Below are 24,986 nucleotides of genomic sequence, written 5' to 3'. Positions count from 1 at the left end.
CGGCCAGACCGCCCGGCACCGCCGCCGGCCGGCGTCACCGCCCCGAGAGGACACCCCGTGACCGGAACCACCCGCAGGACCGTCCAGCGCCGCAACTTCCTCAAGGCCCTCACCGCGGGCGCCGTCGTGACGCCCTTCGGCCTGTCGCTCGCCTCGTGCGCCGCCGGCGGCAGCGGCCCGAGCGAGGGCGGCGGGGGCGGCGGCGCGACGGGCGCCGTCACCGACACCAACCCCTTCGGCGTCGCGGCCGACTCGACCGTCGAGGCGATCATCTTCGACGGCGGGTACGGCACCGACTACGCGTCCTTCGCGGCCAACCTGCTGCAGGAGAACCAGGACGGCGTGACGGTCGACGTCACCGGCTCCACCCAGATCGCGCAGCAGATGCAGCCGCGCTTCGTCGGCGGCAACCCGCCCGACCTGCTCGACAACTCCGGCGCCAACGCCATCGGGATCTCGACGATCGCCGCGCAGCTCGAGGACCTCCAGGAGGTCATCGACGCCGTCAACACCGAGGGCACGCCCATCGCGGACACGCTCTACCCGAACGTCCTCGGCGTCGGCCAGTTCGACGGCAGGCTCGTCGCGATCAACTACGTCCTCACCGTGTACGCGCTCTGGTACTCCCAGACGCTCTTCGACGCCAACGGCTGGACCGCGCCGCAGACGTGGGACGACGCGCTCGCGCTCGGCGCGGCCGCGCAGGAGCAGGGCAAGTACCTCTTCACGTGGGGCCGCGAGGCGGCGTCGTACTTCCTCACGATGGCGCTCGACTCGGCCATCAAGGAGGGCGGCGACGAGGTCCGCCTGCAGATGGCCAACCTCCAGGCCGACGCGTGGAGCGGCGAGGCCATCACCGGCGTCCTCGCGGCGATGGAGCAGGTCGTCGCCAACGGGTACATGCGTCCCGGTGGCGCCGGCACCCAGTTCACGCAGGCGCAGGCGCAGTGGAGCCAGGCGCAGGAGGCGCTGCTCTACCCCTCGGGCTCGTGGATCGAGAACGAGATGGCCGACGCCACGGCGGACGACTTCCAGATGACGGGCGCCCCCGCGCCGACCGTCACGGCCGACGCCGCGCTGCCCTACGCGGCGATCAACAACACGCCGAACGAGCCGTTCGCCGTCCCGAGCCAGGGCGCCAACGCCGCGGGCGGCAAGGAGATGCTCCGCGTCATGCTCTCGCCGGAGACGGCGACGGAGTTCGCGCGCACCAAGCTCGCCTCGACGATCGTCGCGGGCACCATCCCCGAGGACGCCTTCGGCTCGACGGCGCTCGCCGCCCAGGTCTCGATGCTCGAGGCCGCCGGCACGGACACCTTCAACTACAACTTCGTCGCCACCTACGGCATGACGGCCGACGTCAACGTCCTGTGGAACAGCTTCCTGTCGGGCGACTCCGACGCCGCGGCGCTGGCCGAGGGCATGCAGGCGCTCTTCGACCGCATCCGCGAGGACGACTCCGTCGAGAAGGTCGAGGTCAGCTGATGGCGGGGGCCGTGGCGGCCGGTCGACGGCGGCGCGGCGCGTCGTCGTCGACCCCGTCGCCCGCGCCGTCACGGCCCGGCGCCCGGGGGCGGCGCCTGTCCTTCGACCGCGTCAGCCTCATGGTCGTCTTCCTGGGGCTGCCGTTCGCCTTCTACGTCGTCATGGTGCTGTACCCCTTCACGCAGGCGACCTACTACTCCGTCACCGCGTGGACGGGCTTCAGCCCCGAGCAGCCCTTCGTCGGGCTCGACAACTACGTCCGGCTCGCGGGGGACGCGCAGTTCCTCAACTCGCTCGGCAACAGCCTGACGCTGCTCGTCGTCGTCCCGGCGGTGACGCTCGTCCTCAGCTTCGCGCTGGCGTGCGTCCTCACCTTCGGCGGGTCGACGGCGGGCGCCGTCCGCGGCCTGCGGGGCACGGCCTTCTACCGGGTCGTCTCCTTCTTCCCGTACGTCGTGCCCGCGATCGTCATCGGCATCATCTGGAGCCAGGTCTACAACCCCTCGAACGGCCTGCTCAACGGGCTGCTCGTGGGCGTCGGGCTCGACGGCTTCACCGACTTTGCGTGGCTCGGCCAGGCCAGCACGGCGATGGCGGCGACGATCGCGGTCATCGTCTGGGCCTTCGTCGGCTTCTACATGGTGCTGTTCGTCGCGGCGATCCAGAACATCGACCCCGAGCTCTTCGAGGCCGCCCGGCTCGACGGCGCCGGCCGCGTCCGCACCGCGCTGTCCATCGCGCTGCCGGGCATCGCGGGCAGCGTCCGCACCGCGTACGTCTACATGGGGATCCTCGCCCTGGACGCCTTCGTCTACATGCAGGCGCTCAACCCCACCGGTGGCCCCGAGAGCTCGACGCTCGTCGTCACGCAGCAGGTCTTCACGACGGCCTTCGCGCAGGGCCAGTTCGGCATCGCCTGCGCCATGGGCGTCGTCCTCGCGGTCGTCACGCTGGTCTTCGTCGGGCTGGTGTTCGGCGTCGCCCGGCTGCTCGGCGTCCGAGGGGGTGCGCGGGCATGAGCACTCATCTCCAGACCGGGGCCCCGCCCGCCGTCGAGGGCGGCCCCTCCGGCCCCCGTCGCCGTCAGCCGACCGGCGGCCCGAAGGGCTCCGGCGCCGACCGCGCCGTCGGGGCGGCGTCGCAGGGCGTCCTCGTCCTGTGGACCGTCCTCGTCATCGCGCCGCTGCTGTGGACGCTCATGTCGTCCTTCAAGACGACGCAGGAGATCTTCGCGTCGCCGTTCTCGCTGCCGACCTCCCTGCACCTCGAGAACTACGTCAACGCGTGGACGCTCGCGGGCATCGGCCGCTACTTCGCCAACTCCGTCGTCGTCGTCACGTGCGCGCTCGTCCTCACGATGGTGCTGGGCTCGATGTCGGCGTACGTGCTGGCCCGCTTCCCCTTCCCGGGGCGCGGCGCGGTGCGCACGCTGATCGTCGCGGGGCTGACCTTCCCGGTCTTCCTCGCCGTCGTGCCGCTGTTCTTCATCCTCCAGCAGGCGGGGCTGCTCAACACGCTGCCGGGCCTCGTGGCCGCGTACACCGCCTACGCGTACCCCTTCACCGTCTTCTTCCTCGTCAGCTTCTTCGAGGACCTGCCGCACGAGGTGGCCGAGGCCGCGTCGATCGACGGCGCGGGCGAGTGGCGGACCTTCTTCCAGGTCATGCTGCCGATGGCCCGCCCGGGCATGGCGGCCGTGGCGATCCTCAACTTCGTCGGCCTGTGGAACCAGTTCCTCCTGCCCGTGGTCCTCAACTCCGACCAGGACAGCTACGTCCTCACGCAGGGGATGGCGTCCTTCGCCTCCCAGGCCGGGTACGCCGTCGACTTCGGCGCCCTCTTCGCCGGCGCCGTGACGACGATCGTCCCCGTCCTCGTCGTCTACCTCGTCTTCCAGCGGCGCCTGCAGGGCTCGGTGTCGGCCGGGAGCGTCAAGTGACGCCGGGCCGGGGCGGGACGACGCTGCGGGTGGAGGTCGTCGACGAGGCCGACGGGGCCGAGGGCATCGGCCGCCGGGCCGCCGACGTCGTCGCCGAGGAGCTGGCCGCGGGCCGGCTCGCCACCTTCGGCGTCGCCACCGGCTCCTCGCCGCTGCAGGTGTACGCCGACCTCGCCGCCCGGCGGCTGCCGGGCTGGGACGCGGTCGAGGTCTTCGCGCTCGACGAGTACGTCGGCCTGCCGGCGGGCGACCCCCGCAGCTACGCCGCCGTCGTCGAGGAGGAGGTGCGCGCGCCGCTCGGGCTCGACCCGGCGCGCGTCCACGTCCCCGACGGGACGGCGACGACGGAGGCCGGGCTGGCGGCGGCCTGCGCGGCGTACGAGGCGGCGCTGACCGCCCGCGGGGGCGCCGACGTCCAGCTGCTCGGCATCGGCGCGACGGGCCACATCGGCTTCAACGAGCCCGGGTCGCCGCTGTCCTCGCGGACCCGCGTCGTCGAGCTCGCCGCGACGACCGTCGCCGACAACGCGCGCTTCTTCGCGCGCCCCGAGGACGTGCCGCGGCGCGCCGTGACGCAGGGGGTCGCGACCATCGCGACCGCGCGCCGGCACGTGCTCATCGCCCGCGGCGAGCACAAGGCCGAGGCGGTGCGGGCCGCGCTCGAGGGGCCCGTCTCGCCGGCGTGCCCCGCCTCGGCGGTGCGGACCTTCGCCGACGTCCTCGTGCTCCTCGACCCCGCGGCCGCCTCCCGGCTCACGCGGGTGCCCGTGGGCGCGGGGCCCGCCGCGTGAGCGCCCCCGCGCCGGGGGACGGCAGGGGGCCGGTCGGGCCGCCCGTCGGCGACCTCCTCGTGACGGGCGCCCGGCTCGTCGACGCGGCCGGCGTCCACGACGGCACGTGGGTGCTGGCCCGCGACGGCGAGGTGGTCGCGCGGGGGACCGGCGACGCCCCGTCGGTCCCCGCCGGCGCGGAGGTGCTCGACGCCGAGGGCGCCCTGCTCACCGCGGGCTTCGTCGAGCTCCACCACCACGGCGGCGGCGGCCACGCGCACGAGGACGGCCCCGCGGCCGTGCTCGGCTCGGCGGCCGCCCACCGCGCCCACGGGACGACCCGGTCCGTCGTCAGCTTCGTCGCGGACGACGTCGACGTGCTGGCCGGGCGCCTCGCCGGGGTCGCCGACCTCGTCGACGAGCACCCCGGCGTCCTCGGCAGCCACCTCGAGGGGCCCTTCCTCGCCGTCGAGCGCAAGGGCGCCCACAGCGCCGACGCGCTCGTCGACCCGACGCCGTCCGCCGTCCGGCGGCTGCTCGACGCCGCCCGCGGCACGCTGCGCCAGGTCACCCTCGACCCGCGGCGCGAGGGGGCCTCCGAGGCCGCCCGGACCTTCGCCGCGGCGGGCGTCGTCGTCGCCGTCGGGCACACCGAGGCCACGTACGACGAGGCCGCCGCCGCGTTCGACCGCGGGGCGCGCCTGCTGACGCACGCCTTCAACGCCATGCCCGGCCTGCACCACCGCGCCCCCGGGCCGGTGGCCGCCGCGCTGGCCGACGACCGCGTCGTCCTCGAGCTCATCCTCGACGGCGAGCACGTGCACCCGGCCGTCGCCGCCGTGCTGCTGGCCGCCGCGCCCGGCCGCGTCGCGCTCGTCACCGACGCCATGGCGGCCGCGGACTGCGCCGGGGGCCGCTACCCCCTCGGGGCGCTCGACGTCGTCGTCGCCGACGGCCGCGCCGTGCTCGAGGGCACCGACACCCTGGCCGGCTCGACGCTGACGACGGACCGCGCGCTCGCCGTCGGCGTCGCCGCGGGCCTGCCGCTGCCCGCCCTCGTCGACGCCGCGACCGCGGTGCCCGCCCGCGTGCTCGGGCAGGACGGGCGTCTCGGCGCTCTCGTCCCGGGAGCCGTCGCGGATCTCGTGCTCCTCGACGACGACCTCTCCGTGCGGCTCGTGCGGACGTCGCCCGCGCGGGCCCGGGAGCGCGGCGCCGCCCCGGTGGCGAGGGCCGGGTGAGCGGGCCGCTGCACCTCGGCGTCGACGCCGGGGGGACGAGCACGCGCGCCGTCGTCACGACCGCCGAGGGCGAGTGCCTCGGCTGGGCGGCGGGCGCCGCGGGCAACCCGACGTCGGCCGGGCGGGACGCCGCGCTGGCCGCGATCACGGCGACGTCGGCCGCTGCGCTGGCCGACGCGGGCCGCGGGCCCGAGGAGCTCGGCTCCGTGCTCGTCGCCATGGCGGGCCTGCGGAGCCTCATGACGCCGGCCGACCTGGCCCGCTCGCTCGGCTACGTCGGCGACCCGGCGCAGGTCCGCACCGGGCCCGACATCCTCGCCATGTACTTCTCCGGCGCCGCCGAGCCCGCGGGGTCCGCCGTCGTCGCCGGCACCGGCTCGGTGGCCGCGGTGGTCGAGGGTGGACGGGTCGCCCGGGCCATCGGCGGCACCGGCTGGCTGCTCGGCGACGGCGGCTCCGGCTTCGCCGTCGGGCACGCCGTCGTGCGGGGCGTCGTCGCCGAGCTCGAGGGCACCGGGCCGCGGACGGCGCTCACGCCGCTGCTGCTCGCCGCGGTCGGCCTCGACCCCGCGGACGCCGGGGTCCCTTCGGAGGTCTGGCGACCGGCGGTCCTCGAGCGGCTCATGGAGGTCTGCTACGCCGACCGCCCCGTGGCGCTGGCGCGGCACGCGCCGCTCGCCTTCCGCCCCGAGGTGGCCCACGACGCGGTGGCGGCCCGGCTGGTCGCCGTCGCGCAGGACGACCTCGCGCGCCTCGTCACCGCCGCCCGCGCGGGGACGCCGGCCGGGGCCCCGCTCGTGCTCGGCGGCAGCACGCTGCACCGCGGGCTCCTGGCCCCCGGCCGCGCACGGACGCCGCTGCTCGAGGAGTCGCTCGCGGGCGCGGACGTGCGGGCCGCCCGGGACGGCGCGGTGGGGGCGGCGGTCGCGGCGCTGGCCGCGGTCGGCCCTGCGGGCGAGCAGCTCCCGGCCGACGTCGTCGAGCGGCTGCACCGCACGGTGGCCGCGCGGCGCCCCGACGCCGGACACGGGAGCGGCGCCGGGAGGGCGGCGTCGTGAGGCAGCAGCGCCTCGCACGGGTGCTCGACCTCGTCATGGCGAGCGGCCACGTCAGCGTCAACGACGTCTGCGCCGAGGTGGGCACGTCGCTCGCGACGGCGCGGCGCGACCTCGACGCCCTCGCCGAGCAGCGGCTCGTCGTCCGCACCCACGGCGGGGCGTCGGCGCTCGTGGGGGGCGGGCCGGAGCGGCCCCTCGTCGAGAAGGCCGGGCTGCACCCCGAGGCCAAGGCCGCCGTGGGCCGTGCCGCCGCCGCGCTCGTGGCGCTCGGCGACGTCGTCGGCCTCAACGGCGGGACGACGACGAGCGAGGTCGCCCGCGCCCTCGCCCGCGCCGACCACCTCGTCCCCGCCGACGGGCGGCGCCGCGGCTTCACGCTCGTCACCAACGCGCTCGACGTCGCCTACGAGCTGGCCGTGCGCCCGCACGTCCGCGTCGAGCTCTCGGGCGGGACGGTGCGGCCGCGGTCCTTCGAGCTGAGCGGCCCCGCGGCCCGGGCCTCGCTCGCCGAGGTCGTGCTCGACGTCGCCGTGCTCGGGGTCGACGGCGTCGACGCCCGCTTCGGCTGCACGACCGCCGACGCCGGCGAGGCAGAGGTGGGCCGGGCGCTCGCCGACGCCGCGCGCCGCGTCGTCGTCGTGGCCGACGCCTCCAAGCACGGCGAGGCCGGGCCCCAGCGGCTGCTGCGCCTCGAGCAGGTGGACGTCCTCGTCACCGACGCCCCGCCCGCCGGCCCGCTGGGGCGGGCGCTCTCGGACGCGGGGGTCGAGGTCGTCGTCGCGACCTGACCCCCGCGCCCGCCGGCGGGACCGCCCGGGTGCGCCGTCAGCGGCCCGCGGGGCCCTCGACGCGGAAGGAGCTCGTCCGGTCGTTCCACCCGTCGTCGACGAGGCAGGGGTCGTCCTCGGTCTTGACGAGGGACTCACCGGTCTGGTCCGGGCCGTCGAAGAGGGTGATCCGGTAACCCTCGGGGACGCGCAGCGAGGAGATCTCGTCGTCGGGCACGGCGGTGTGGTCGCCGGGCCCGTAGGTGTCGAGCAGGGCACCCATCTCGCAGTCGCCGTAGACGGACACCTCCGTCGTCGACGGCGGGGCGGCGGCGACGACGACGTCGTCGAGGTCCGCCCGCCCGACGGCCCGCAGACCGGTGGCGCCCGATCGGTGCCGGTCGTCGTCCACCTCGAGGACGGGCGTGGTGCCGTCGCCGACGAAGACGCGGACGGAGCTGCCGACGGCCTCGACCCGCAGCCGGTGGTCGCGGGCGAGGGCGCCGCGCAGCCGCGCCGACGCCAGCTCGGTCCACTCGCCGCCCTCCGAGGAGCGCAGGAAGACCTGCCCCGCGCCGCTGACGCCGGCGTAGTAGCCGTCGAGGACCTGGCTGCCCTGGCGGGTGACGCGGACGAGCAGCCCGGCGTCGCCGTCGCGGGAGCGGACCCGGACGCGCGCCTCGGCGACCACCTCGGAGAAGCGCGTGTCGAGCACCGCCCGGCCGCCGTCCGGGGCCGTCGCCTCGAGCCGGCCGCGCTGCGCCGCCCACAGGCCCCCCTCGGTGTCCCAGCCGAGGGTGTTGCCGTCCGAGAAGTCGTCCTGCACCCGCATCGTCACGGGCTCCATGCGCCCGTCGGCGTCGAAGGTGAGGCGGTCGTAGGCGAGCACCCGGGCGTTCTGGTCCGTCTCCCCGAGCGGGCGGCGGTGGTAGAAGAGGAACCAGGTGTCCGTGCCCGGCACGTTGACGACCCCGTTGTGGCCGGCGCCCCGGGCGACGGCCGGGTCCTGCTGCAGCACGCGGGTCGGCTCGCCGAAGGGGCCGAGCGCGGAGTCCGACGTCGCGTACGCCACCGCGTAGTCCGGACCGGTCCAGCCGCCCTCGGACCACATGTAGTAGTAGGTGTCGCCCCGCTTCACCATCTGCGAGCCCTCGACGTAGTCCTCGGACGGCGTGATCTCGCGGTAGGTCGTCCCGTCGTCGAACGGGACGACGCTCGTCATGTCGCGGCCGAGCCGGACGACGTTCGCGTGCCCGTGGCCGCCGTAGTACATGTACGCCTCGCCGTCGTCGTCGACGAAGACGTCCTGGTCGATCGGCTGGGCGCCGTTGTGGAAGGCGTCGACGAGCGGCTCGCCGAGGGCGTCGGAGTACGGGCCCTCCGGACGGTCCGCCACGGCCACGCCGATGCCGCCGACCTCGTCGTCGGACTGGATGTCGTTGGCCGCGAAGTACAGGTAGTAGCGGCCGTCCCGCTCGACCGGCGACGGCGCCCACAGCGCCCGGCGTCCCCACGAGACGTCGTCGAGGTCGAGCACGCCGGGGTGCTTCGTCCAGTGGACGAGGTCCGTCGAGGAGAAGGCGTCGAGCACCGTCTGGTCGTCGTAGGGCGCCGACGTCGTCGGGAAGACCCAGTACGTGCCGTCGTCGAGGAGCACGTCGGGGTCGGCGTACCAGCCGTCGACGAAGGGGTTGCCGGCCGGCGCCGTGAGGAGGTCCTCAGGCCCGGCCGCGGCGGCGGTGGCCGCCGGCCCGGGGGTCGCGGCGGCGACCTCCACGTCCGGCGGCGGTGCCGCGCCCGGCGGGAGCAGCGCCCCCGCGACCAGCGCCGCGCCGGCGACGACCGCCGCACCGCCGCCCCTCAGGAGCCCTGCTGCCCGACCTGCTGCCCGACCTGCTGCCACGACCGTCCCCGATCTCCGTCGACCGATGCGCCACTCTTTTGTGGCGAAAGGGACATTAGTGTCCGACCGGTCGAGCGGTGGCGGACGTGCGGACCCGGTCGGGAGGTCAGCCCGCGGCGTCGTGCTCGAGGACGCGGATGGCGAGCTGCACGCGGTTGGTCACCGCGAGCTTGTCGAAGAGCCGCGCGACGTGGGTCTTCACCGTCGTCGTGCTGACGAAGAGCGTCTCGGCGATCTCGCCGTTGGTGAGGCCCTGCGCGACGAAGCGGCCGACCTCCCACTCCCGGGGCGTGATGCCGTCGGGCGGGTCGGCCGGTCCTCCCGGCACCGGGAGGTCGACGTCGTCGGGGCGGCCGGGCTCGGCGGCGAGCCGGACGAGGCGCGCCAGCACCGCCGGCGAGAAGGTCGCCCGCCCCCGTGCGGCGTCGTGGACGGCGGCGACGACCGCCTCGGGCGGGGCGTCCTTGAGGAGGAAGGACACGGCGCCGGCGCGCAGGGCGTCGAGCAGGTGGTCGTCGGTGTCGAAGGCGGTGAGGACGACGACGCGTGCCCGGGCGCCGCTCTCCTGCAGGCGCCGCGTCGCCTCCAGACCGTCGGTGCCGGGCATGCGGACGTCCATGAGCACGACGTCCGGGTCGAGGGCGGCCACCTGGACCAGCGCCTCGGCCCCGTCGCCCGCCTCGCCGACGACGGTGATGCCGGCGGTGCCGTCGACGAGGAGGCGCAGGCCGGCGCGCATGAGGCGCTCGTCGTCGACGAGGAGCACGCGGACGCGGTCGGCAGCCTCGGACGGCGGGGACGTCTCGGGCGTCACGGGGTCCACGGGAGCCGCACCTCCACCCGGAAGCGGCCGTCCGCGACGGCGTGCCGCGCCGTCCCGCCGAGGAGGCGGGCGCGCTCGGCGACGCCGACGAGGCCGAGCCCCGTGCCCAGCGCCGGCGCGGCGCGGACGAGGGGGTTGGTGACGCGGAGGACGAGGTCGTCGTCCTCGTGCGCGAGGGCGACGTCGACCGGCGCCCCCGGCGCGTGCTTGCCGGCGTTGACGAGCAGCTCGCCCGTCACCTGCGCCAGCGAGACCGCCGTGGCGGGCGACCGCTCGTCGACCTCGCTCGCGGACAGGCCCTCCCAGCGCACGACGACGTCCTGGCCCCGCTCCCGGGCGCGGGCCGCCGCCGCCGCGACGGAGGTCGGCGGCTCGGCGCCGCCGTGGTGGCCGAGCCGCTGCCCCGGGTCCGTGCTGCGCAGGGCCGTGAGGACCTCGCGGAGGACGCCGTTGGCCTCGGCCGCGGCGTCGCGGACCGTGCGGGCGGCCTCGCGGACGCGCTCGGGCGGCAGGTCGTCGCGGTGGGCGAGGGCCCCGGCGTGGAGGGCGACGACCGAGAGCTGGTGGGAGAGCGTGTCGTGCATGTCGCGGGCGATGGCGCTGCGCTCCTCGGCACGGGTGCGGGCGACGTCGGCGTCCCGGCCGCGGGCCAGGGCGGCGCGCTCCCGCTCCGCGGTGAGGGCCTGCTGCCGGAGCGAGGTGACGAGGGCGGCGCGGGTACCGCGGACCCGGCCCCAGAGGAGGAGGGCGACGACGACGGCCGCGAGCAGCGGCACGAGCAGCGGGAGCTCGGCGGGCACCCCGGTGGCCAGCTCGAGGGCGTAGGCCTGGGCCGCACCCCCGGCGACCACCAGCGCCACGACGCCGACGTCGAGCGGGAGCGAACGCCGCGTGCCGAGGCGCACGACGCCCACGACCGCGGCCGGGCCCGCCCAGGAGCTCACGGTCATCGACGCGGCGAGCAGCAGCGCGCCCGTCCGCGAACCCCGGCCCAGCCCGACGAGCGCGCACGCCACGAGCCCGACGCACACGTCGACGGCGACGAGCGGCGCCCACAGCCACGGCCGCGGCACGGGCGGGTCCGCCTCGAGCGTCGACCCGAAGGTCACGACGAAGAGCAGCGGCCCGACCACCGAGCAGACGACGGAGACCGTGACGGCCCACGTCCGCGGCCGGCGCTCGGCGAACGACGTCCCGGGTGCCGACGGCGGCGCCGACGGCTCGGCCGCGGCGGGCAGGGAGGGTGGGTGCGTCGGGGACGCCGGGGCAGCGGGCACCACGGCAGCGTAGGAAGGCGCCGCCGCGGGCGGGTCCTCCTCCGGGACGACCTCCGCCGCCGGGGGCGTGGCCCCTCGGCGGAGGGACGTCGTCCGACCGGTCCGCGCCCGGACGGGGGAGCGGACCGCGAGGAGGACGCGCGACGCGGCGGACGTGGGCGAGCCTTCCGGCATGACCTCGCCGACCGTCCCCGCCGCGTACGCCGGCGGCCCGCCGCCCGCCCCGCCCGTGCCGGTCGCCGTGGGGCCGCAGCCGTACCACCGGGTGGCCCACCTGGACCCGCGGACGGCGCGGTGGTGGCGGCCGCTCGCGACGCTGGGCGTCGGGGCCGGGCTGCTGCTCGGGGTCGCGGCCGTCGGGCTCGTGGCGGTGCTGGTCGCGGCCGTCGTCTCCCTGGCGGCGCCGGGCGTCCTGCCCGCCGTCTCGCCGGAGCTCGACGACCCCCGCAACCCGCTCGACCTGCTGCTCATGCTCGGCTCGATCGCGGTGCTCCTCCCCGTCGTCGTCCTCGCGCTCCGGTGGGGCGGCGGGCAGCGGGGGACCGTCCACTCCGTCGTCGGGCGGTTCCGCTGGGGGATGGCGCTGCGCGCGGCCGCCGTCGTCCTGCCCCTGTACGCCGCGGTGCAGTGGGGGCTGACGGCGCTGTGGCCGGCGCCGGACACGTCGGTGCCGCCGCTCGACGGGCGGCTGCTGCTCGTCGTCCTCGTCGTGCTCGTCATGACCCCGCTGCAGTGCGCGGCGGAGGAGTACGCCTTCCGCGGGCTGCCGCAGCAGGTGCTCGGGACGTGGCTGCGCCGGCCGGTGTGGGGCGTCGTGCTGCCGGTGCCGCTGTTCATGGTCGGGCACGGCTACGACTGGGTCGGCCAGGTGGACATCGCCGTGTTCGCGCTCGCCACGGGCTTCCTCGTGTGGAAGAGCGGCGGGCTCGAGCTGGCCGTCGTCCTGCACGTGGCCAACAACCTGCCGCTGTTCCTCGCCGCCCCGCTGAGCCCGTCGTCGCTGCAGCAGGGCGAGGTCGACCCGTCGGCGCTGCTCTTCTCCCTGCCCCTGACGCTCGGGCTCACCGCGGCGCTGACGACGTGGGTCTCGCGGACGCACGGCGTCGCCGTCTGGGAGCCGGTGCGCGGCGTCGGGCGGGTCCCCGCGGCGCGCTGACGGAGGGGCCGCCCCTCGAGTGCCACGTCGTGGTCGTGCGGAGAGGTCTCGGACCACCACTTCGAGGCAGTCGGCGACCACGTCGCGGCACCCGACCTCGTCCGCGTACGCCGGACGGGCGGTGCAGGTACGCCGACGGCGGGACGCGGCGTCACGACGGGTCATCCGCGGGACGGCCCGGCCGACCGGGCGGGTGCGGCGCCGACCGGCGCCGGTCCACCGAGGAGAGCCGATGAGCTACGTCTACCCGCCCGTCGCCCCGCGCCCTGCCGGCGCCCCGACGTCCCTGGCCGCCACCAACACGAAGGCCGTCGTCGCGCTGTGCACGGCCTTCTCGCTGCCCCCGCTGGCGCTCGTCTTCGGGATCCTCGCGCGTCGCGAGATGGCGCGGACGGGCGAGGGCGGCAGCGGCTTCGCGACGACGGGCATCGTCCTGGGGCTGCTGTGGGCGGTCCTCGTCGTCCTCTACGTCCTGTTCTTCGTCGTCCTCGTGGTGCTGGGCGGCGCGTCCGGCTTCTGAGACGACGCGGCCCGCGCCCCCGGGCGGGGACGCGGGCCGCGGCGGCGCGACGGGTCAGCCCGTCGTCCGCACCCACCCGTCCGCCGTGAGCGCCGAGGGGTCCGCCTCGGCGTCGAGCAGCGTCCGGCCGCGGGCGCGGGCCGCCACGCCGTCGACGACGACGCCGCGGCCCAGCTCGGTGGCGTCGGTCGTGTAGCGCCACCGCACGAGCTGCTCGCCCGCGGGCAGCCGCCCGGTCACCTGCCACCACGTGCGGTGGCCGTGCGCCGCGAGGACGCCGTCGGGCGCCCGGACGACGGCGGCGGGGCCCGTGCCGCGCGGGGCGTCCGGCACCGTGCGGGCGCGCAGCGGGACCGGCGCCCACGTCGTGCCGCCGTCGGCGGACGTCTCGACGACGAGCGGGTCGCTCTCCGCGACGTCGACGAGGGCCGCGAAGGACAGCTCCGCACCGCGGGCCGGGGCGTCGACCGTGCCCTCGAGGGTCTGCGTCGAGCCGTCGAGCGCCTGCGTGGACCAGGCGTCGTCGCCGACGCGCGCGGGCACCTGCAGCGCCTGCGCGAGACCGCGGGCGAGCGCGCGCCGCGCCGGGTTGATCGTCGGGCCGGTCCGCGCCGGGTGGACCCGGTTGGTGAGGAGGACCGCGAAGGAGCCGGACGCGAAGTCGAGGACGAAGGACGTGCCGGTGAAGCCGGTGTGCCCCGCCGTCCGCGGCCCCGAGAGCCCGTCCATGTACCAGCGCTGGTCCAGCTCGAAGCCGAGGCCGTGGGCGTCGCCCGGGAACTCGGTGTTCTCGTCGGTGATCAGCTGCCGCACCGAGCGCTCGGACAGCACGCGCGTGCCGTCCGCCGCGACGCCGCCCGCGAGCAGCGTCTGGGCGAGGACGGCGAGGTCGTCCGCCGTCGAGAAGACGCCGGCGTGGCCGGCGACGCCGTCGAGGCCCCACGCGTTCTCGTCGTGCACCTCGCCGCGGACGACGCCGCGGGGCGGGGTGACCTGGAGCTCGGTCGCGGCGGCGCCCTCGACGGGGGCGTCCGGCGTCGAGTAGCCCGTGCTGCCCATGCCGAGCGGCGCGGTGAGGCCGTCGCGGACGACGACGTCGAGCCGCTCGCCGGTGACCCGCTCGACGATCGCGCCGAGCGAGATCATCGAGAGGTCGCTGTAGACGTACGCCGTGCCCGGCTCGGTCTGCAGCGGCTGCTGCAGCGCCCCGAGGACCCGCTGCTCCCGGTCCGGGTAGAGGCTCCACAGCGGGACGAAGGGCGTGAAGCCCGCCGTGTGCGTCAGCAGCTGCCGCACGGTGACACGGCTCTTGGCCTCGCCGCCGACGGCGAACTCGGGCAGGTACTCCACGACGCGGGCGTCGAGGTCGACGCGACCCGCCTCCACCTCCTGGAGGACGGCGACGGAGGTGAAGAGCTTGGAGACGGACGCGAGGTCGAAGACCGTCGACGTCGTCATCGGGACCTGCTCGTCGGCGGGCAGCTCGGTCGCCACCTGCGCGCCCGGCGCCCCGGCGTACTGCACGGCGAGGCCGTGCGCCTCCTCGGCGACGACGACGCCCCGGTGGCCCACGACGGCGACCGCGCCCGGGTAGAGGCGGCGGTCGGCGGGGCCCTCGGTCGAGCGCTCGGCGACGGCGTCGAGCGCGGCCCGCAGCGGCGCCGGGTCGAGCCCGACCTCCTCGGGCGTGCCGGGCCGCAGCGCCGTCGGGGCGGAGAAGCCCGGCAGCGGGACGTCGAAGCGGCCCGTCGGGGCCTCCTCCGCGGCACGTCCGGGGTCGGGCGCGTCGGCCGCGCCGGCCGAGGGCGCGCCCCCCAGGGCGAGCGCCACGGCGGTCCCGACCGCCACCACGCCGGCCCGCCTCACGAGCGTCCCCCGCCGTAGCGGAGGTACGGCCGGCGCTGCTCCTCGAAGGCGGCCAGCTCGGGCGCCCACGCCGCGGTGATGTCGGCGACGGACGCGCCGGCGTCGACCATCTCCCGCAGGCGCGTCGAGCCCGAGAGCTTGTCGACCCAGTAGGGCCGCGCCGGGTCGGCGTCCACCCGCCACGCGAAGTCCTCGACGACCCGCCTGCCCTCGACGAGCATCGCCGTCGCGGCGGTCAGCGCGTCGACCCGCGTGGGGTCGGTGACGTGCAGCTGCAGGCCGGCGCAGACCGTCCCGACGTGCTTGGAGAAGCTGGGCGTGAAGTACGCCTCGCGCACGCCGAGCCCCCAGGGCTCGTACCCGGCGACGGCCTCCGCCCAGCGCCAGTCCGCGCCGGGCGAGCCGACCGACTGGAAGGGCGTCGTCGTCCCGCGGCCCTCGGACAGCGACGTGCCCTCGAACCAGCACGTGCCCGCGTAGACGAGGGCGACGTCGGGCGTCGGCATGTTGGGGCTCGGCGACACCCACGGCAGGCCCGTGTCCTCGAAGGCCAGGTCGCCGCGCCACCCGCGCATCGGCACGACCTCGAGGGCGTCGCCGAGCCGCGGCCCGCCGGTCTCCTCGGTGATGAGCTCGCCGTCGAGGAAGGCGGCGAGCTCGCCGACCGTCATGCCGTGCTGCTGGGCGATGCGCTGGTTGCCGACGAAGGTGCGGAACTCGTCGGTCATCATCGGCCCGCGCGCGCGGCCGCCGACGGGGTTGGGGCGGTCGAGGACGACGAAGCGCCGACCGGACAGCGCCGCCGCGACCATCGCGTCGTACATCGTCCAGACGTAGGTGTAGAAGCGGGCGCCCGCGTCCTGGATGTCGAAGACGACCGTCTCGACGTCGGCCTCGTCGTAGAGCCGGACGAAGTCGGCGGCCTTCGCGCCGTAGGCGTCGTAGATGGTCACGCCGGTGCGCTCGTCGACGTAGGTGTCCTCCGACTCGCCGGCCTGCGCCGCGCCCCGGAAGCCGTGCTCGGGGCCGAAGACGGCGCGTAGGTCGACGGCGCCGCTCGCCGCCATGACGTCGACCTCGTGCCGCAGGTCCGCGAGCACGCCCGTGGGGTTGGTGACGACGCCGACCCGCTGCCCGGCGAGGGCCGCGAAGCCGTCGGCGGCCAGGCGGTCCGCGCCCGTCGTCACGCGGGGGCGGCGCCGGGCCGTGCCGGTGCGGGTCGGGCGGTCGGCCGCCGTCGCGCCCGCGGGCAGGGCGCCGGCGAGCACGCCGGCCGGGACGGCCGCCGCGCCGAGGCCGAGCGCCCCGAGGAACCCTCGGCGGCTGGCCGCGCCGTGCTGCTGCTCGCTCATCGCTGCTCCTCGGGGAGAGTCGTGGTGGTGCCGTCGGCGTCCCAGGTGAGCCCGGTGCCGAAGGGCAGGAGGACGCCGGAGCCGTCGGCCGTGGGGACGTCGACGGGCAGGCGGCCGGCGGGGGCGACGTCGCCGTGCAGCACCCGGGCGAGCGACTGCAGGGCGACGGGGGTCGTCGAGTAGGTGGTGAGCGACGTCGTCACCGTCGGCAGGTGCGCGACGTCGTAGGGGTCGCGGACGGCCACGTGGACGACGGGCGTGCCGGTGGCGACGAGCTCGGCGACGGCCTGGCGCTGGCGGCCGGGCTTGTCGGTGACGGCGGTGTCCCACGCCTTGTTCGTGAGGACGACGACGACGTCGGCGTCCTCGGCGGCCGCGACCGCCTCGTCGAGCGCCGGGTCCGCGGGGCCGCCGCCCGGGTCGGCGGGGTCCGGCGGGTCGGTCGGGTCGGGCGCCGAGGCACCGATCTCCTTCACCTCGACGGTGTCGCCGTGCTCGGTGAGCGCGGCGCCGAGCGCCGCGGCGGGGGCGGCGCCCCAGCCGGTGACGAGGACGTCGCGGTCCTCGCCGTCGGCGAGCGGGAGGAGACCGGCGTCGTCCTTCAGCAGGGTCGTCGTGCGGTCGGTGACCTCGCGGGCGACGGCCTGGTGGTCGGCGTTCCCGAGGGTCGTCAGCACGGCGTCGACGTCGGCGGAGCTGTCGGCGACGACCCCGCGCTCCCACTTGAGGCGAAGGATGCGCTCGACGCTCTCGTCGAGGCGCTCCTCGGTGATCCGGCCGGAGTCGACGGCCGCGAGCAGGGCGTCGACGGCGACCTTCGGCTGCGCCGGCATGAGCAGCACGTCCGAGCCGGCCTCGACGGCGCGGACGGCCACCTCGCCGTCGTCGAACATCGTCCGGACTCCCTCCATCTCGAGGGAGTCGGTGGTGATGACGCCGTCGTAGCCGAGCTCCTCGCGCAGGACGCCGGTCATGATCGGCTCGGAGAGCGTCGCGGGGACGCCCGTCGGGTCGAGCGACGGCACGACGATGTGCGCCGTCATGATCGAGTCGACGCCGGCCTCGACGGCCGCGCGGAAGGGCGGCGCGTCGAGCTCCTCCCACTCCTCGCGGGTGTGGTCGATGACGGGCAGGCCGACGTGGCTGTCCGTCGCCGTGTCGCCGTGGCCGGGGAAGTGCTTGGCGGACGTCGCGACGCCGCTGTCCTCCTGGTAGCCCGCGACCTGCGCGGTGACCATGTCGCCGACGAGCGCGGGGTCGGAGCCGAAGGAGCGGACGCCGATGACGGGGTTGGCCGGGTCGACGTTGACGTCGGCCACCGGCGCGTAGTTCTGGTTGATGCCCACGCTCAGCAGCTCGGAGCCGGTGACGGCGGCCGCGCGGCGGGCGCCCTCGGCGTCGCGGCTCGCGCCCAGCGCCATCGCGCCCGGGAAGGCGGTGGCGGGCGTGCCGAGGCGGGCGACGAGCCCCGTCTCCTGGTCGGTCGAGATCATCAGCGGCACCCGGCGGTTCGACGACCGCGCGGCGTCCTGCAGGCCGTTGTTGAGGCGCGCCAGCTGCTCGGGGCCCTTCGAGTAGCTGTCGGTCCACACGAAGTGGACGACGCCGCCGAGCGCGAACTCCTCGACGACCTCGGCGGGGGTGGCGACGCCGTAGAGCGCGGTGTTCCGGGCGTCGGGGGTGTGGGCGTCGGTGCCGTAGACGTAGCCCGTCATCATCTGGCCGACCTTCTGCGCCACCGTCATCCGGCGCATCGTCGCCTTCACCCAGACGTCCTCGCGGCTCGTGTGCGGGCCGGCCGCCGGCGCGGCGCCGTCGCGCGCGGGGGCCGCGGCGGGGGCGGCCACCGCGGGCGCCACCGGGGCGAGCAGGAGGCCGGCGACCGCGCCGGCGAGCAGGACGCGTCCCCGCCGTCGGGAGGGGTGGTCGCAGGACCGGGGGGTCGCGGGAAGGGCTGCCACGGAGGTCTCCTCGAGCGTCGGGGCCCCGCCGCGCCGCCGCGGGGGTCGGCCGCGGCGCCGGGCGGTGCCGGGCGGGGCGCAGGGCCCGGCGCGCCGTCGCGCCGACGTCCACCGCCCCGGCGGGTCACCAGGTGTGTACCAATGGACTATGCGAGTCCCCGCCGCCCGGGTCAAGGGGATGTGACGAACCCGGTCAGGAAGGACGGGACGGGACGCAGGCGGCGGCCGTCCGCCCCACGCGGGCTCCCGGCGTGCCGGGCGTGCGCGCTCCGTCCGCGGCCGTCGCGGACGGTGACCGGCCCGGGGCGCCGTCGGCTGACCGGTCCCGGCGGTGCGTCACCCGCTCGCGCGCGACGTCACGCCCCCGCCACGTCGGCGCGGGGCCGGGCGGGGGAGCCGGCGTCAGGCGGGAACCGGCCGCCGCCGATGCGGCGGCCATGGAGACCACGCTCATGCACCCGACCTACCTGCCCTTCACGGAGGAGCAGGTCCTCGCGCACGTCGCCGCCGTCACCGGCGGCGGACCCGCGGACCCCCGCGCCTACCTCGCGCACTTCGAGAAGGCGCTCGAGGCGCACCGGCGGGCGACCGCGGTGGCGTCGCTGCCGCGGCAGCGGGACGTCGCGGCGCCGCCCGCGGCCATCGCGCACGACGAGCGCTTCTGGACGGCGACGGCGCTCCTGTCCGTCCTCCACGGGCCCTCGCCGGTGGAGGACCTCGCGGCGGTGCTGACCCGCGCCTACGGCGAGGTGCCCCCCTTCGCGGGCTTCGCCTCCTGGGCCGAGGCGCTGGGCACCGACCCCGAGCTGTGGCTCGAGGTGGGCATGCCGTCGCCGTCGAGCTACCAGCACCACCTGCGGGGCGAGCTGCCCCGCCACGTCCTGTCGTGGGCCGAGGTCCGCGCCGGCCGGGCGAAGGTCAAGCTGGAGGGGGCCACCAGGGTCGACGCCGTCGTCGTCAGCCCGAGCACGGGCGTGGCCGTCGTCGTCGAGGCCAAGGTCCGGTCCGACCTCTCAACGTCCACGACGTACGACGTCCGCCGCAACCAGCTCGCCCGGCTCGTCGACGTCACCCTCGACGCGCACCCCGCGCTGGCCCAGGACTCGCTGCGGCACCGCCGCCCCGACCGCACCTGCGTGCTGCTGCTGACGCCGGAGGTCTTCCGCGACGACCCGGCCTCGCGCCTCTACGGCCACCTCCACGCGTCCTACACGCAGCGGCCGGAGACCCTCGCCGCCCACCTGCCGCACCGCTCGGAGCCCCTCGTCCACGAGGCCGCGCGGCGCCTCGGCTGGGCCACGTGGGAGGACGTCGAGCGCGTCCGTCCCGGCGCCCTCCCGTGGCGCGTGCCGGGCGCGCGCTGACCCGTCGTCCGCCGGCGGGCGCGGGGCCGACGGCGACGTCGGTCCCGCGCCCCGCCCCGGTGGTGGACACTGCGCGCCATGGCGCAGACCACGCAGACCTTCCTCGTCGACGACCTCGACGGCTCCGAGGCCACCCAGACGCTGACCTTCGCGTTCCAGGGGGCGACCTACGAGATCGACCTCAACGACGAGCACGCCGCGTCGCTCGAGGAGTCCTTCGCCGAGTGGATCGGCGCGGCGCGCCGGACCGGCCGCGGCTCGTCGTCGGGCTCGTCCTCGTCGTCGTCCTCGGGCAGCAGCCGGGCGTCGTCCGCCCCCAAGCGGACCGACCTCGACGCCGTCCGCGCGTGGGCGCGCGACAACGGCCACACCGTCTCCGACCGGGGCCGCGTCTCGAACAAGGTCCTCGAGGCGTACGACGCCGCGCACTGACCCCACCGCGCACCGACCACACCGCCCGTGGCTCCGTGAGCCGACCCGCCGCCCGGTGCCCGCCCCGGCACCGGGCGGCGGCGTGCGCGGCGACGTCGTCGCGCGCGGGCTCCTAGTCCGCCGTCGGCCGGAGCAGGGAGAGGACCGCGGCGCGCAGCGGCTCCTCGAGCAGCCCCGCGTCGGTCGAGGCCAGCGGCTCGACCGCCACGGACGTCCGCAGCACGACGGTGCCGAGCAGGACGCCGAGGGCCATCTCCGCCCGGAGGAGCAGGCCCTCGTCGGCGGGCCGGCCCCCCTCCCGCGCGGCCGCGGCGGCCAGGCGCTCGGCGAAGCCGCGCAGCGTCGTGCGCCGCAGCTCGTCGGCGCGCGCGTCCCCGGAGCTGCGCAGCAGCAGCAGGAGCGGCACGCGGACCTCCTCGTCCGTCGTCGCGGCGACGAGCCGTCGCACGACGCGGTCGACGGCGGCGCCCAGGTCGTCGGGGTGCGCGTCGAGCGCGGCCAGGGTGCGGGGGAGGCAGGCCTCGAAGAGGCCCTCCTTCGACGTGAAGTAGCGGTTGATGAGGGCGACGTTGACGCCGGCGTCCGCGGCGACGTCGCGCACGGTCGTGCCCTGGTACCCGTCCTGCGCGAAGCGGCGCCGGGCCGCGGCGACGAGGAGGCGGCGGGTCTCGGCCGCGTCCCGACGGCGCGGCTCGGAGGGCGCGGCGCTCATGCGGCGACGGTAGCCGTCACCCCGTCGGGCGCCGCCGATGTCAACGCGCGTCGACATCGGCGTCGAGGGGGCGTAGCGTCCTCACGTCAACGTCGGTTTACATCCGGGCGGAGCCCCATGTCCTCGACCACCACGGCGGCGCCCGGCGGCCCGGCCCCCGCTGCCCCCGGCCGTGCGCGGCACGCCGCCCGGCGACCCGTCAGCAGCACCGCCGTCGTCCTCTACCTCTCGCTCGGCGGCCTGTCCTTCGCCGTCCTGCAGTCGCTCGTGGCGCCCGCGCTGCCCACCATCGGCGCCGACCTCGGCGTGGCGACGGGCCAGGCGAGCTGGGTGCTGACGGCGTACCTGCTGTCCGCGGCGGTGCTCACGCCGGTCCTCGGGCGGCTGGGCGACATGGTCGGCAAGCGCCGCGTGATGCTCGTCGTCCTCGCGCTGCTGCTCGCGGGGACGGTGCTGGCCGCGCTCGCGCCGAGCCTCGGCGTCCTCGTCGTCGGCCGCGTCCTCCAGGGCGCGGCGGGCGCGGTCATGCCGCTGTCCATCGGGATCGTCCGGGACACGCTGCCGCGCGAGAAGGTCAGCGTGACGATCGGCCTGCTGTCGGCCATCTTCGGGATCGGCGCGGGCGTCGGCATCGTCGCCGCCGGCCCGGTGGTCGAGCACCTGTCGTGGCACTGGCTCTTCTGGCTGCCCGCGGTGCTCGTCGTCGTCGCGCTCGTCGGGACGGCCGTGGGCATCCCCGAGTCGCCGGTGCGGAAGGCGGGCCGGCTGGACCTGCCGGGGACGGTCGTCCTCGCCGTCGGGCTGGTGTCCGTGCTCCTGGCCGTGACCGAGGGGCAGACGTGGGGCTGGGGCGACCCGCGCACGCTCGGGCTGCTCGTCCTCGGCGCGCTCGCGCTCGTGGCCTTCGTGCAGGTCGAGCTGCGGACGGCCGAGCCGCTCGTCGACGTCCGGCTCTTCGCCGTCCGCGGCGTGTGGACGGCGCACCTCGTCGCGCTCGCCTTCGGCTTCGCGATGTTCGGCACCTTCGTGCTCGTCCCGACGCTGCTCCAGCTGCCTTCCCAGGTCGGGTACGGCTTCGGCAAGAGCGTCAGCGAGGCCGGGCTCTTCCTCCTGCCGACGGTCGTGATGATGGTCGTGGCGGGGCCGGTCGCCGGGATGCTCGTGCGCCGGGTCGGGCCCAAGGTGCCGATGCTGCTCGGGAGCGTCTCCGTCACCGCCGCCTTCGTCGTGCCGGCGGTCTCGCACGCGGAGATCGGGCAGGTCGTCGTCTCCGGCGTCCTGACCGGCATCGGGATCGGCATGGCCCTCGCGGCGACCTCCAACGCCATCATCGAGAGCGTGCCGGCCGACCAGACCGGCGAGGCCGTCAGCGCCAACACCGTGGTGCGCACCGTCGGCAGCAGCATCGGCACCGCGGTCGTGGCCGCGCTGCTCGCGGGGGGCGCGACGCCGCAGGGGCTGCCGGCGGACTCCTCCTTCACCGCCGGCTTCTGGGCCTGCGCGGGGGTGGGCGCCCTCGCGCTCGCGGCGGCGCTCGCCGCGCCGTCCGTGCGCCGTCGTCGCCAGGTGGCGCGCGAGGCCGGGATCACCGACGTCGACGCGGCGTAGGCGCGGCGGGCGGGCGACGCCCCGCCCGCGGGTAGCGTCCGGCGCGACCGACCGGGCGCCGCCGGCCGCTGACCCGCCGACCACCCGGCCGACCGACCGGGGCGGCCACCGACGAGCCGAGGGAGCCGGTGTGGACACCTGGCACGTCCTGCTCGTCGGGCTGGTCGTCCTCCTCGGGTCGAGCATCCCCTTCGTGCCGACCGGCCAGGTGCTCAGCGGGGCGGCGGCGCTGGCGTCCGGCTCGTGGTCGACGCTGCTCCTCGTCTACGGGGTGTGCGTCGGCGCGTCGGTGCTGGGGGACGGCGCGCTCTTCGTCGGGTCGCGCGTGGCCGCGCACCACCTGCCGGCGCGGACGCAGCGGTGGCTCGTCGCGCGGCGCTTCTTCCCGGCCGTGCGCAGCGCGCGGGCGGGCATCGCGGCGCACGCGGGGCAGGCCGTCGTCACGGGTCGCCTCCTGCCGGGCGGACGGGCGCCCGTCGTCGTCGCCCTGGCCAGCGGCCGCCACCCGCTCTCGCGGTTCCTCGCGGCCGACGTCGTCGCGTGCGCCCTGTGGGCCGGGCTGTACGTGACGCTCGGCGCCCTCGGCGGACGGGTCGCGGGGACGCCGCTGCTGGGGACGGTGCTGGCGGTGTCCGCGGCGGTCGTCGTCGGGCTGGTGCTGCGGGTCGTCGCCCGGGCGCGGTCCCGGCACGGCGACGGCGAGGAGGCCGGCGCGGCGCGGGCCGTCCCGGGCGGGACGGCCGGCTGACGGGTCCCCTCCGCGGAGGGGAGGCGTCAGCTCGTCTGCGTGTTGCGCAGGTGCCGGCCGACGTAGCCGACGTAGACGCAGCCGGAGCGGCGGGTGTCGTCGTAGTAGTGCAGCCGCGGGCTGGTCTGCCCGTAGGTCAGCAGCTTGAGGTGGGCCCACATGGGGACGCGGCCGGAGGGGTCGACCTCCGTCGGCACGGGCAGGAGGCGGCTGCCGCGCAGGCGCGGGTCGGACTGGACGGTGAGGCTCTCGCCGCGCGCGTGGCGCTGGGCCGGCCACGTGCAGAGGCCGTCCGGCGTCCGCTCGAGGTAGCCCTGGAGGTCGGAGTCGACGCGGCCGTCGGCCTTGGCGGCGGCGTAGTCGCGCAGGGCGAGCAGCGCCTCCCACGTGCGCTGCACGTGCAGGCCGGTGTGGACGAGCTCGTCGAGCTCGAGCGCGGGGCCGGCGTCGCCGGTGAAGACGACGCGGTCCAGCTGCGGCAGGCGGAGCCGGGCGACGAGCTCGGCCATCGACGACGGGACGTCCTCGGCGCGGTCGGCGGGGGGCTCGGACCAGACGTCGAGGTCGACGCCGCGGCGCTGGACGAGGCGCTGCAGGTCGCGCAGCCGGCGCTCGGCCTCGCCGCGGGCCTGCTCGGCGAGGGCGCGCTCGAGCTGCTCCTCGGCGTGGGCGGCCTCGGCCTCGGCCAGGCGCTCGCGGGCGGCGGCGAGGTCGCGGCCGACGTCGTCGAGCAGCGCGGCGACGGCCTCGGTGTCGGCCTCGGTGCCGGCGACCGGGGGCGTGCCCCCGGTGGTCGGGCGGGACCGGTCGACGACGCCGCGCAGCAGCGCGACGGCCTGCTGGGTGAGCACCTCGGAGCCGGTGAGGTCGCGCAGGAGGGCGCCGAAGGCGCGGCGGAGCTCGGGGTCGCGGCGCTGCTCCGGGCCCGGCTGCTGGGCGGGGACGCGCGGCGGGGCCGGCTCGTCGTCCCGGGGGGTGCGGGGGGCGGGGACCTCGGGTGCGGCCGCGCGCGGCGGCTCGGGGGCGACGGCCGTGGCGGCGGCGACGACCTCGGTGAGGTGCTCGGCGAGGTCGGCGAGGCGCTGGGCGGGGACGGTGGGAGCCGGATGGCCCACCGGCGGCAGGACGTAGCCGTCCTCGCGCGCGGGCTCGGCCACGAGGAGCGGCGCGAAGGAGCACCCGCGCGCACGACCGAGGACGGACGCCGTCGGCGTCGCCGTCGAGGGGTGGGCGGGGCTCATGGGGGCGTTGTCGGACGGAACGGGCGAGACCTTGAGGCGTCGGAGACCGGATTGGCGGGGCGGGGCGGGGCGGGTCGGGGCGGGGCGGGGCGGGGCGGGTCGGGTCCGACGAGCGAGGGCTCCCCGGCGTGGGCGCGCACGTCCGCGGGGCCACCGGGTGGAGCTGACGTCCTGCGCCCCGGGTGGTGCCCCTGGCTCACCGGGGCGTCGTCGCACTGCGCAGGAGACCGAGCCGGTCGCGGGGCCGGTGCTCTGGCGAGGGGCGCCCCGCGCGGTGCCCGTGTGTGCGGCCGGCCGTGTCCCACCGTCGTCCCGAGGCTCTGCACGGGCGGCGGGATGTATCCCGCCGCCCGTGCAGAGCGTCGAGGAGTGGCGCGCTCGGGGTCGACGTCCGTCGCCGAGGACGGTGGACAACCGTGGCGGCTGTCGGCTCCGTCGACTACCATTCGAACACACGTTCGGATGACGGAGACGCGGGGGTGGTCGCAGTGGCGCTGCAGGAGCCCGGCGACGACCAGCCGCGCGACCACGCGGCGCGGTGGGGCGACGACGGCCTCGACACGTCCGGCGCCACGTCCGGCGCGTCGGCCGGCGCCTCTGCGTCGGCCGGTCCGGCCGACGTGCCGCTGGGTGACCTCCCGGTCTCCCGCCGCGCGGGCCGGGCTGTTCTGGACCAGCTCCGCGACGCCCACGCCGCGGCGTCGGCCCAGCACGCCGCGATGCTGGGCCTGGTGGCCGACCTCGTCGACGAGACGGCCGCCTC

General features: G+C 76.9%; 22 protein-coding genes. 14 read left to right on the top strand and 8 right to left on the bottom strand.

Annotated elements, in window-relative coordinates; translation table 11 throughout:
• Positions 1 to 57 precede the first annotated feature (57 nt).
• The 7 genes from ngcE to EDC03_RS11660 are packed head-to-tail and all read left to right on the top strand — an operon-like array spanning position 58 to position 7,281.
• Positions 58 to 1,485 (top strand): N-acetylglucosamine/diacetylchitobiose ABC transporter substrate-binding protein, encoded by a 1,428-nt coding sequence (ngcE, locus tag EDC03_RS11690; RefSeq protein ID WP_123380441.1) that lies wholly within the window; start codon positions 58 to 60, stop codon positions 1,483 to 1,485.
• Positions 1,485 to 2,504, top strand: a complete 1,020-nt coding sequence (locus EDC03_RS11685) for a carbohydrate ABC transporter permease (protein ID WP_123380440.1) — start codon at positions 1,485 to 1,487, stop codon at positions 2,502 to 2,504. The genes ngcE and EDC03_RS11685 overlap by 1 nt, the downstream gene beginning before the upstream one ends.
• Positions 2,501 to 3,424 (top strand): carbohydrate ABC transporter permease, encoded by a 924-nt coding sequence (locus EDC03_RS11680; protein ID WP_123380439.1) that lies wholly within the window; start codon positions 2,501 to 2,503, stop codon positions 3,422 to 3,424. Before EDC03_RS11685 ends, EDC03_RS11680 begins: the two co-directional genes overlap by 4 nt.
• Positions 3,421 to 4,215, top strand: a complete 795-nt coding sequence (locus EDC03_RS11675; protein ID WP_199720195.1) for a glucosamine-6-phosphate deaminase — start codon at positions 3,421 to 3,423, stop codon at positions 4,213 to 4,215. Before EDC03_RS11680 ends, EDC03_RS11675 begins: the two co-directional genes overlap by 4 nt.
• The gene (locus EDC03_RS11670) at positions 4,212 to 5,435 is read left to right on the top strand and encodes an N-acetylglucosamine-6-phosphate deacetylase (protein WP_123380438.1); all 1,224 of its coding nucleotides are present in this window, start codon (positions 4,212 to 4,214) and stop codon (positions 5,433 to 5,435) included. The genes EDC03_RS11675 and EDC03_RS11670 overlap by 4 nt, the downstream gene beginning before the upstream one ends.
• The gene (locus tag EDC03_RS11665) at positions 5,432 to 6,493 is read left to right on the top strand and encodes a BadF/BadG/BcrA/BcrD ATPase family protein (RefSeq protein ID WP_123380437.1); all 1,062 of its coding nucleotides are present in this window, start codon (positions 5,432 to 5,434) and stop codon (positions 6,491 to 6,493) included. The genes EDC03_RS11670 and EDC03_RS11665 overlap by 4 nt, the downstream gene beginning before the upstream one ends.
• Complete coding sequence (locus tag EDC03_RS11660; protein ID WP_241967159.1) at positions 6,490 to 7,281, top strand: DeoR/GlpR family DNA-binding transcription regulator; 792 nt, start codon at positions 6,490 to 6,492, stop codon at positions 7,279 to 7,281. Before EDC03_RS11665 ends, EDC03_RS11660 begins: the two co-directional genes overlap by 4 nt.
• Positions 7,282 to 7,318: 37 nt before the next feature.
• Here EDC03_RS11660 and EDC03_RS11655 read toward each other — a convergent pair whose 3' ends face one another.
• From EDC03_RS11655 to EDC03_RS11645, 3 genes are all read right to left on the bottom strand, one after another.
• The gene (locus tag EDC03_RS11655; RefSeq protein WP_199720194.1) at positions 7,319 to 9,163 is read right to left on the bottom strand and encodes a family 43 glycosylhydrolase; all 1,845 of its coding nucleotides are present in this window, start codon (positions 9,161 to 9,163) and stop codon (positions 7,319 to 7,321) included.
• 106 nt (positions 9,164 to 9,269) lie between these two features.
• The gene (locus tag EDC03_RS11650) at positions 9,270 to 9,977 is read right to left on the bottom strand and encodes a response regulator (RefSeq protein WP_241967158.1); all 708 of its coding nucleotides are present in this window, start codon (positions 9,975 to 9,977) and stop codon (positions 9,270 to 9,272) included.
• Positions 9,974 to 11,263 carry a sensor histidine kinase gene (locus EDC03_RS11645; RefSeq protein WP_148058072.1) on the bottom strand — a complete coding sequence of 430 codons (1,290 nt, stop codon included), beginning with the start codon at positions 11,261 to 11,263 and terminating at the stop codon, positions 9,974 to 9,976. The genes EDC03_RS11650 and EDC03_RS11645 overlap by 4 nt, the downstream gene beginning before the upstream one ends.
• 172 nt (positions 11,264 to 11,435) lie before the next feature.
• Between EDC03_RS11645 and EDC03_RS17635 the strand changes: the two genes are divergently transcribed.
• Both EDC03_RS17635 and EDC03_RS11635 read left to right on the top strand, forming a co-directional pair.
• On the top strand, positions 11,436 to 12,419 hold the full coding sequence (locus tag EDC03_RS17635; RefSeq protein WP_158674280.1) for a CPBP family intramembrane glutamic endopeptidase: 984 nt from the start codon (positions 11,436 to 11,438) through the stop codon (positions 12,417 to 12,419).
• 232 nt (positions 12,420 to 12,651) lie between these two features.
• Positions 12,652 to 12,939 (top strand): DUF4190 domain-containing protein, encoded by a 288-nt coding sequence (locus EDC03_RS11635; protein ID WP_123380433.1) that lies wholly within the window; start codon positions 12,652 to 12,654, stop codon positions 12,937 to 12,939.
• Positions 12,940 to 12,993: 54 nt separating this feature from the next.
• Here EDC03_RS11635 and EDC03_RS11630 read toward each other — a convergent pair whose 3' ends face one another.
• Genes EDC03_RS11630 through EDC03_RS11620 form a run of 3 tightly spaced genes read right to left on the bottom strand, consistent with a single transcriptional unit; the run spans position 12,994 to position 18,118 of the window.
• On the bottom strand, positions 12,994 to 14,790 hold the full coding sequence (locus tag EDC03_RS11630; RefSeq protein WP_199720193.1) for a serine hydrolase domain-containing protein: 1,797 nt from the start codon (positions 14,788 to 14,790) through the stop codon (positions 12,994 to 12,996).
• A gap of 11 nt (positions 14,791 to 14,801) precedes the next feature.
• Positions 14,802 to 16,157, bottom strand: coding sequence for an exo-beta-N-acetylmuramidase NamZ family protein (locus EDC03_RS11625; RefSeq protein WP_123380431.1), 1,356 nt, complete (start codon positions 16,155 to 16,157; stop codon positions 14,802 to 14,804).
• On the bottom strand, positions 16,154 to 18,118 hold the full coding sequence (locus EDC03_RS11620; protein WP_199720192.1) for a glycoside hydrolase family 3 protein: 1,965 nt from the start codon (positions 18,116 to 18,118) through the stop codon (positions 16,154 to 16,156). Before EDC03_RS11620 ends, EDC03_RS11625 begins: the two co-directional genes overlap by 4 nt.
• Positions 18,119 to 18,555: 437 nt before the next feature.
• On the opposite strand from EDC03_RS11620, the gene EDC03_RS11615 reads away from it, so the two are divergent.
• A complete protein-coding gene (locus EDC03_RS11615; protein WP_123380430.1) occupies positions 18,556 to 19,482 on the top strand; it encodes a hypothetical protein in 927 nt (308 codons plus the stop codon).
• A gap of 78 nt (positions 19,483 to 19,560) precedes the next feature.
• Entirely contained in the window at positions 19,561 to 19,914 is a 354-nt protein-coding gene (locus tag EDC03_RS11610; protein WP_123380429.1) for a histone-like nucleoid-structuring protein Lsr2, read from the top strand.
• A 112-nt stretch (positions 19,915 to 20,026) separates the two neighbouring features.
• Here the strand turns inward: EDC03_RS11610 and EDC03_RS11605 are convergent, their stop codons facing one another.
• Positions 20,027 to 20,626: a TetR/AcrR family transcriptional regulator gene (locus EDC03_RS11605; protein ID WP_158674279.1), complete on the bottom strand. Its 600-nt coding sequence runs from the start codon at positions 20,624 to 20,626 to the stop codon at positions 20,027 to 20,029.
• A gap of 117 nt (positions 20,627 to 20,743) precedes the next feature.
• Between EDC03_RS11605 and EDC03_RS11600 the strand changes: the two genes are divergently transcribed.
• Together EDC03_RS11600 and EDC03_RS11595 are read left to right on the top strand one after the other, a co-directional pair.
• On the top strand, positions 20,744 to 22,234 hold the full coding sequence (locus EDC03_RS11600; protein ID WP_123380427.1) for an MFS transporter: 1,491 nt from the start codon (positions 20,744 to 20,746) through the stop codon (positions 22,232 to 22,234).
• A gap of 130 nt (positions 22,235 to 22,364) precedes the next feature.
• Complete coding sequence (locus EDC03_RS11595; RefSeq protein WP_123380426.1) at positions 22,365 to 22,982, top strand: DedA family protein; 618 nt, start codon at positions 22,365 to 22,367, stop codon at positions 22,980 to 22,982.
• Positions 22,983 to 23,008: 26 nt separating this feature from the next.
• Here EDC03_RS11595 and EDC03_RS11590 read toward each other — a convergent pair whose 3' ends face one another.
• Complete coding sequence (locus EDC03_RS11590; protein WP_123380425.1) at positions 23,009 to 24,223, bottom strand: hypothetical protein; 1,215 nt, start codon at positions 24,221 to 24,223, stop codon at positions 23,009 to 23,011.
• A gap of 416 nt (positions 24,224 to 24,639) precedes the next feature.
• Between EDC03_RS11590 and EDC03_RS11585 the strand changes: the two genes are divergently transcribed.
• Positions 24,640 to 24,986, top strand: a 347-nt coding sequence (locus tag EDC03_RS11585) for a hypothetical protein (RefSeq protein ID WP_206749996.1), incomplete at its 3' end; no start/stop codon positions are given.

Source organism: Pseudokineococcus lusitanus (assembly GCF_003751265.1).
Classification (GTDB): Bacteria; Actinomycetota; Actinomycetes; order Actinomycetales; family Quadrisphaeraceae; genus Pseudokineococcus; species Pseudokineococcus lusitanus.
Note: the sequence above shows the minus strand (reverse complement) of the source record. Positions and strands in the feature narration are given on the sequence as shown.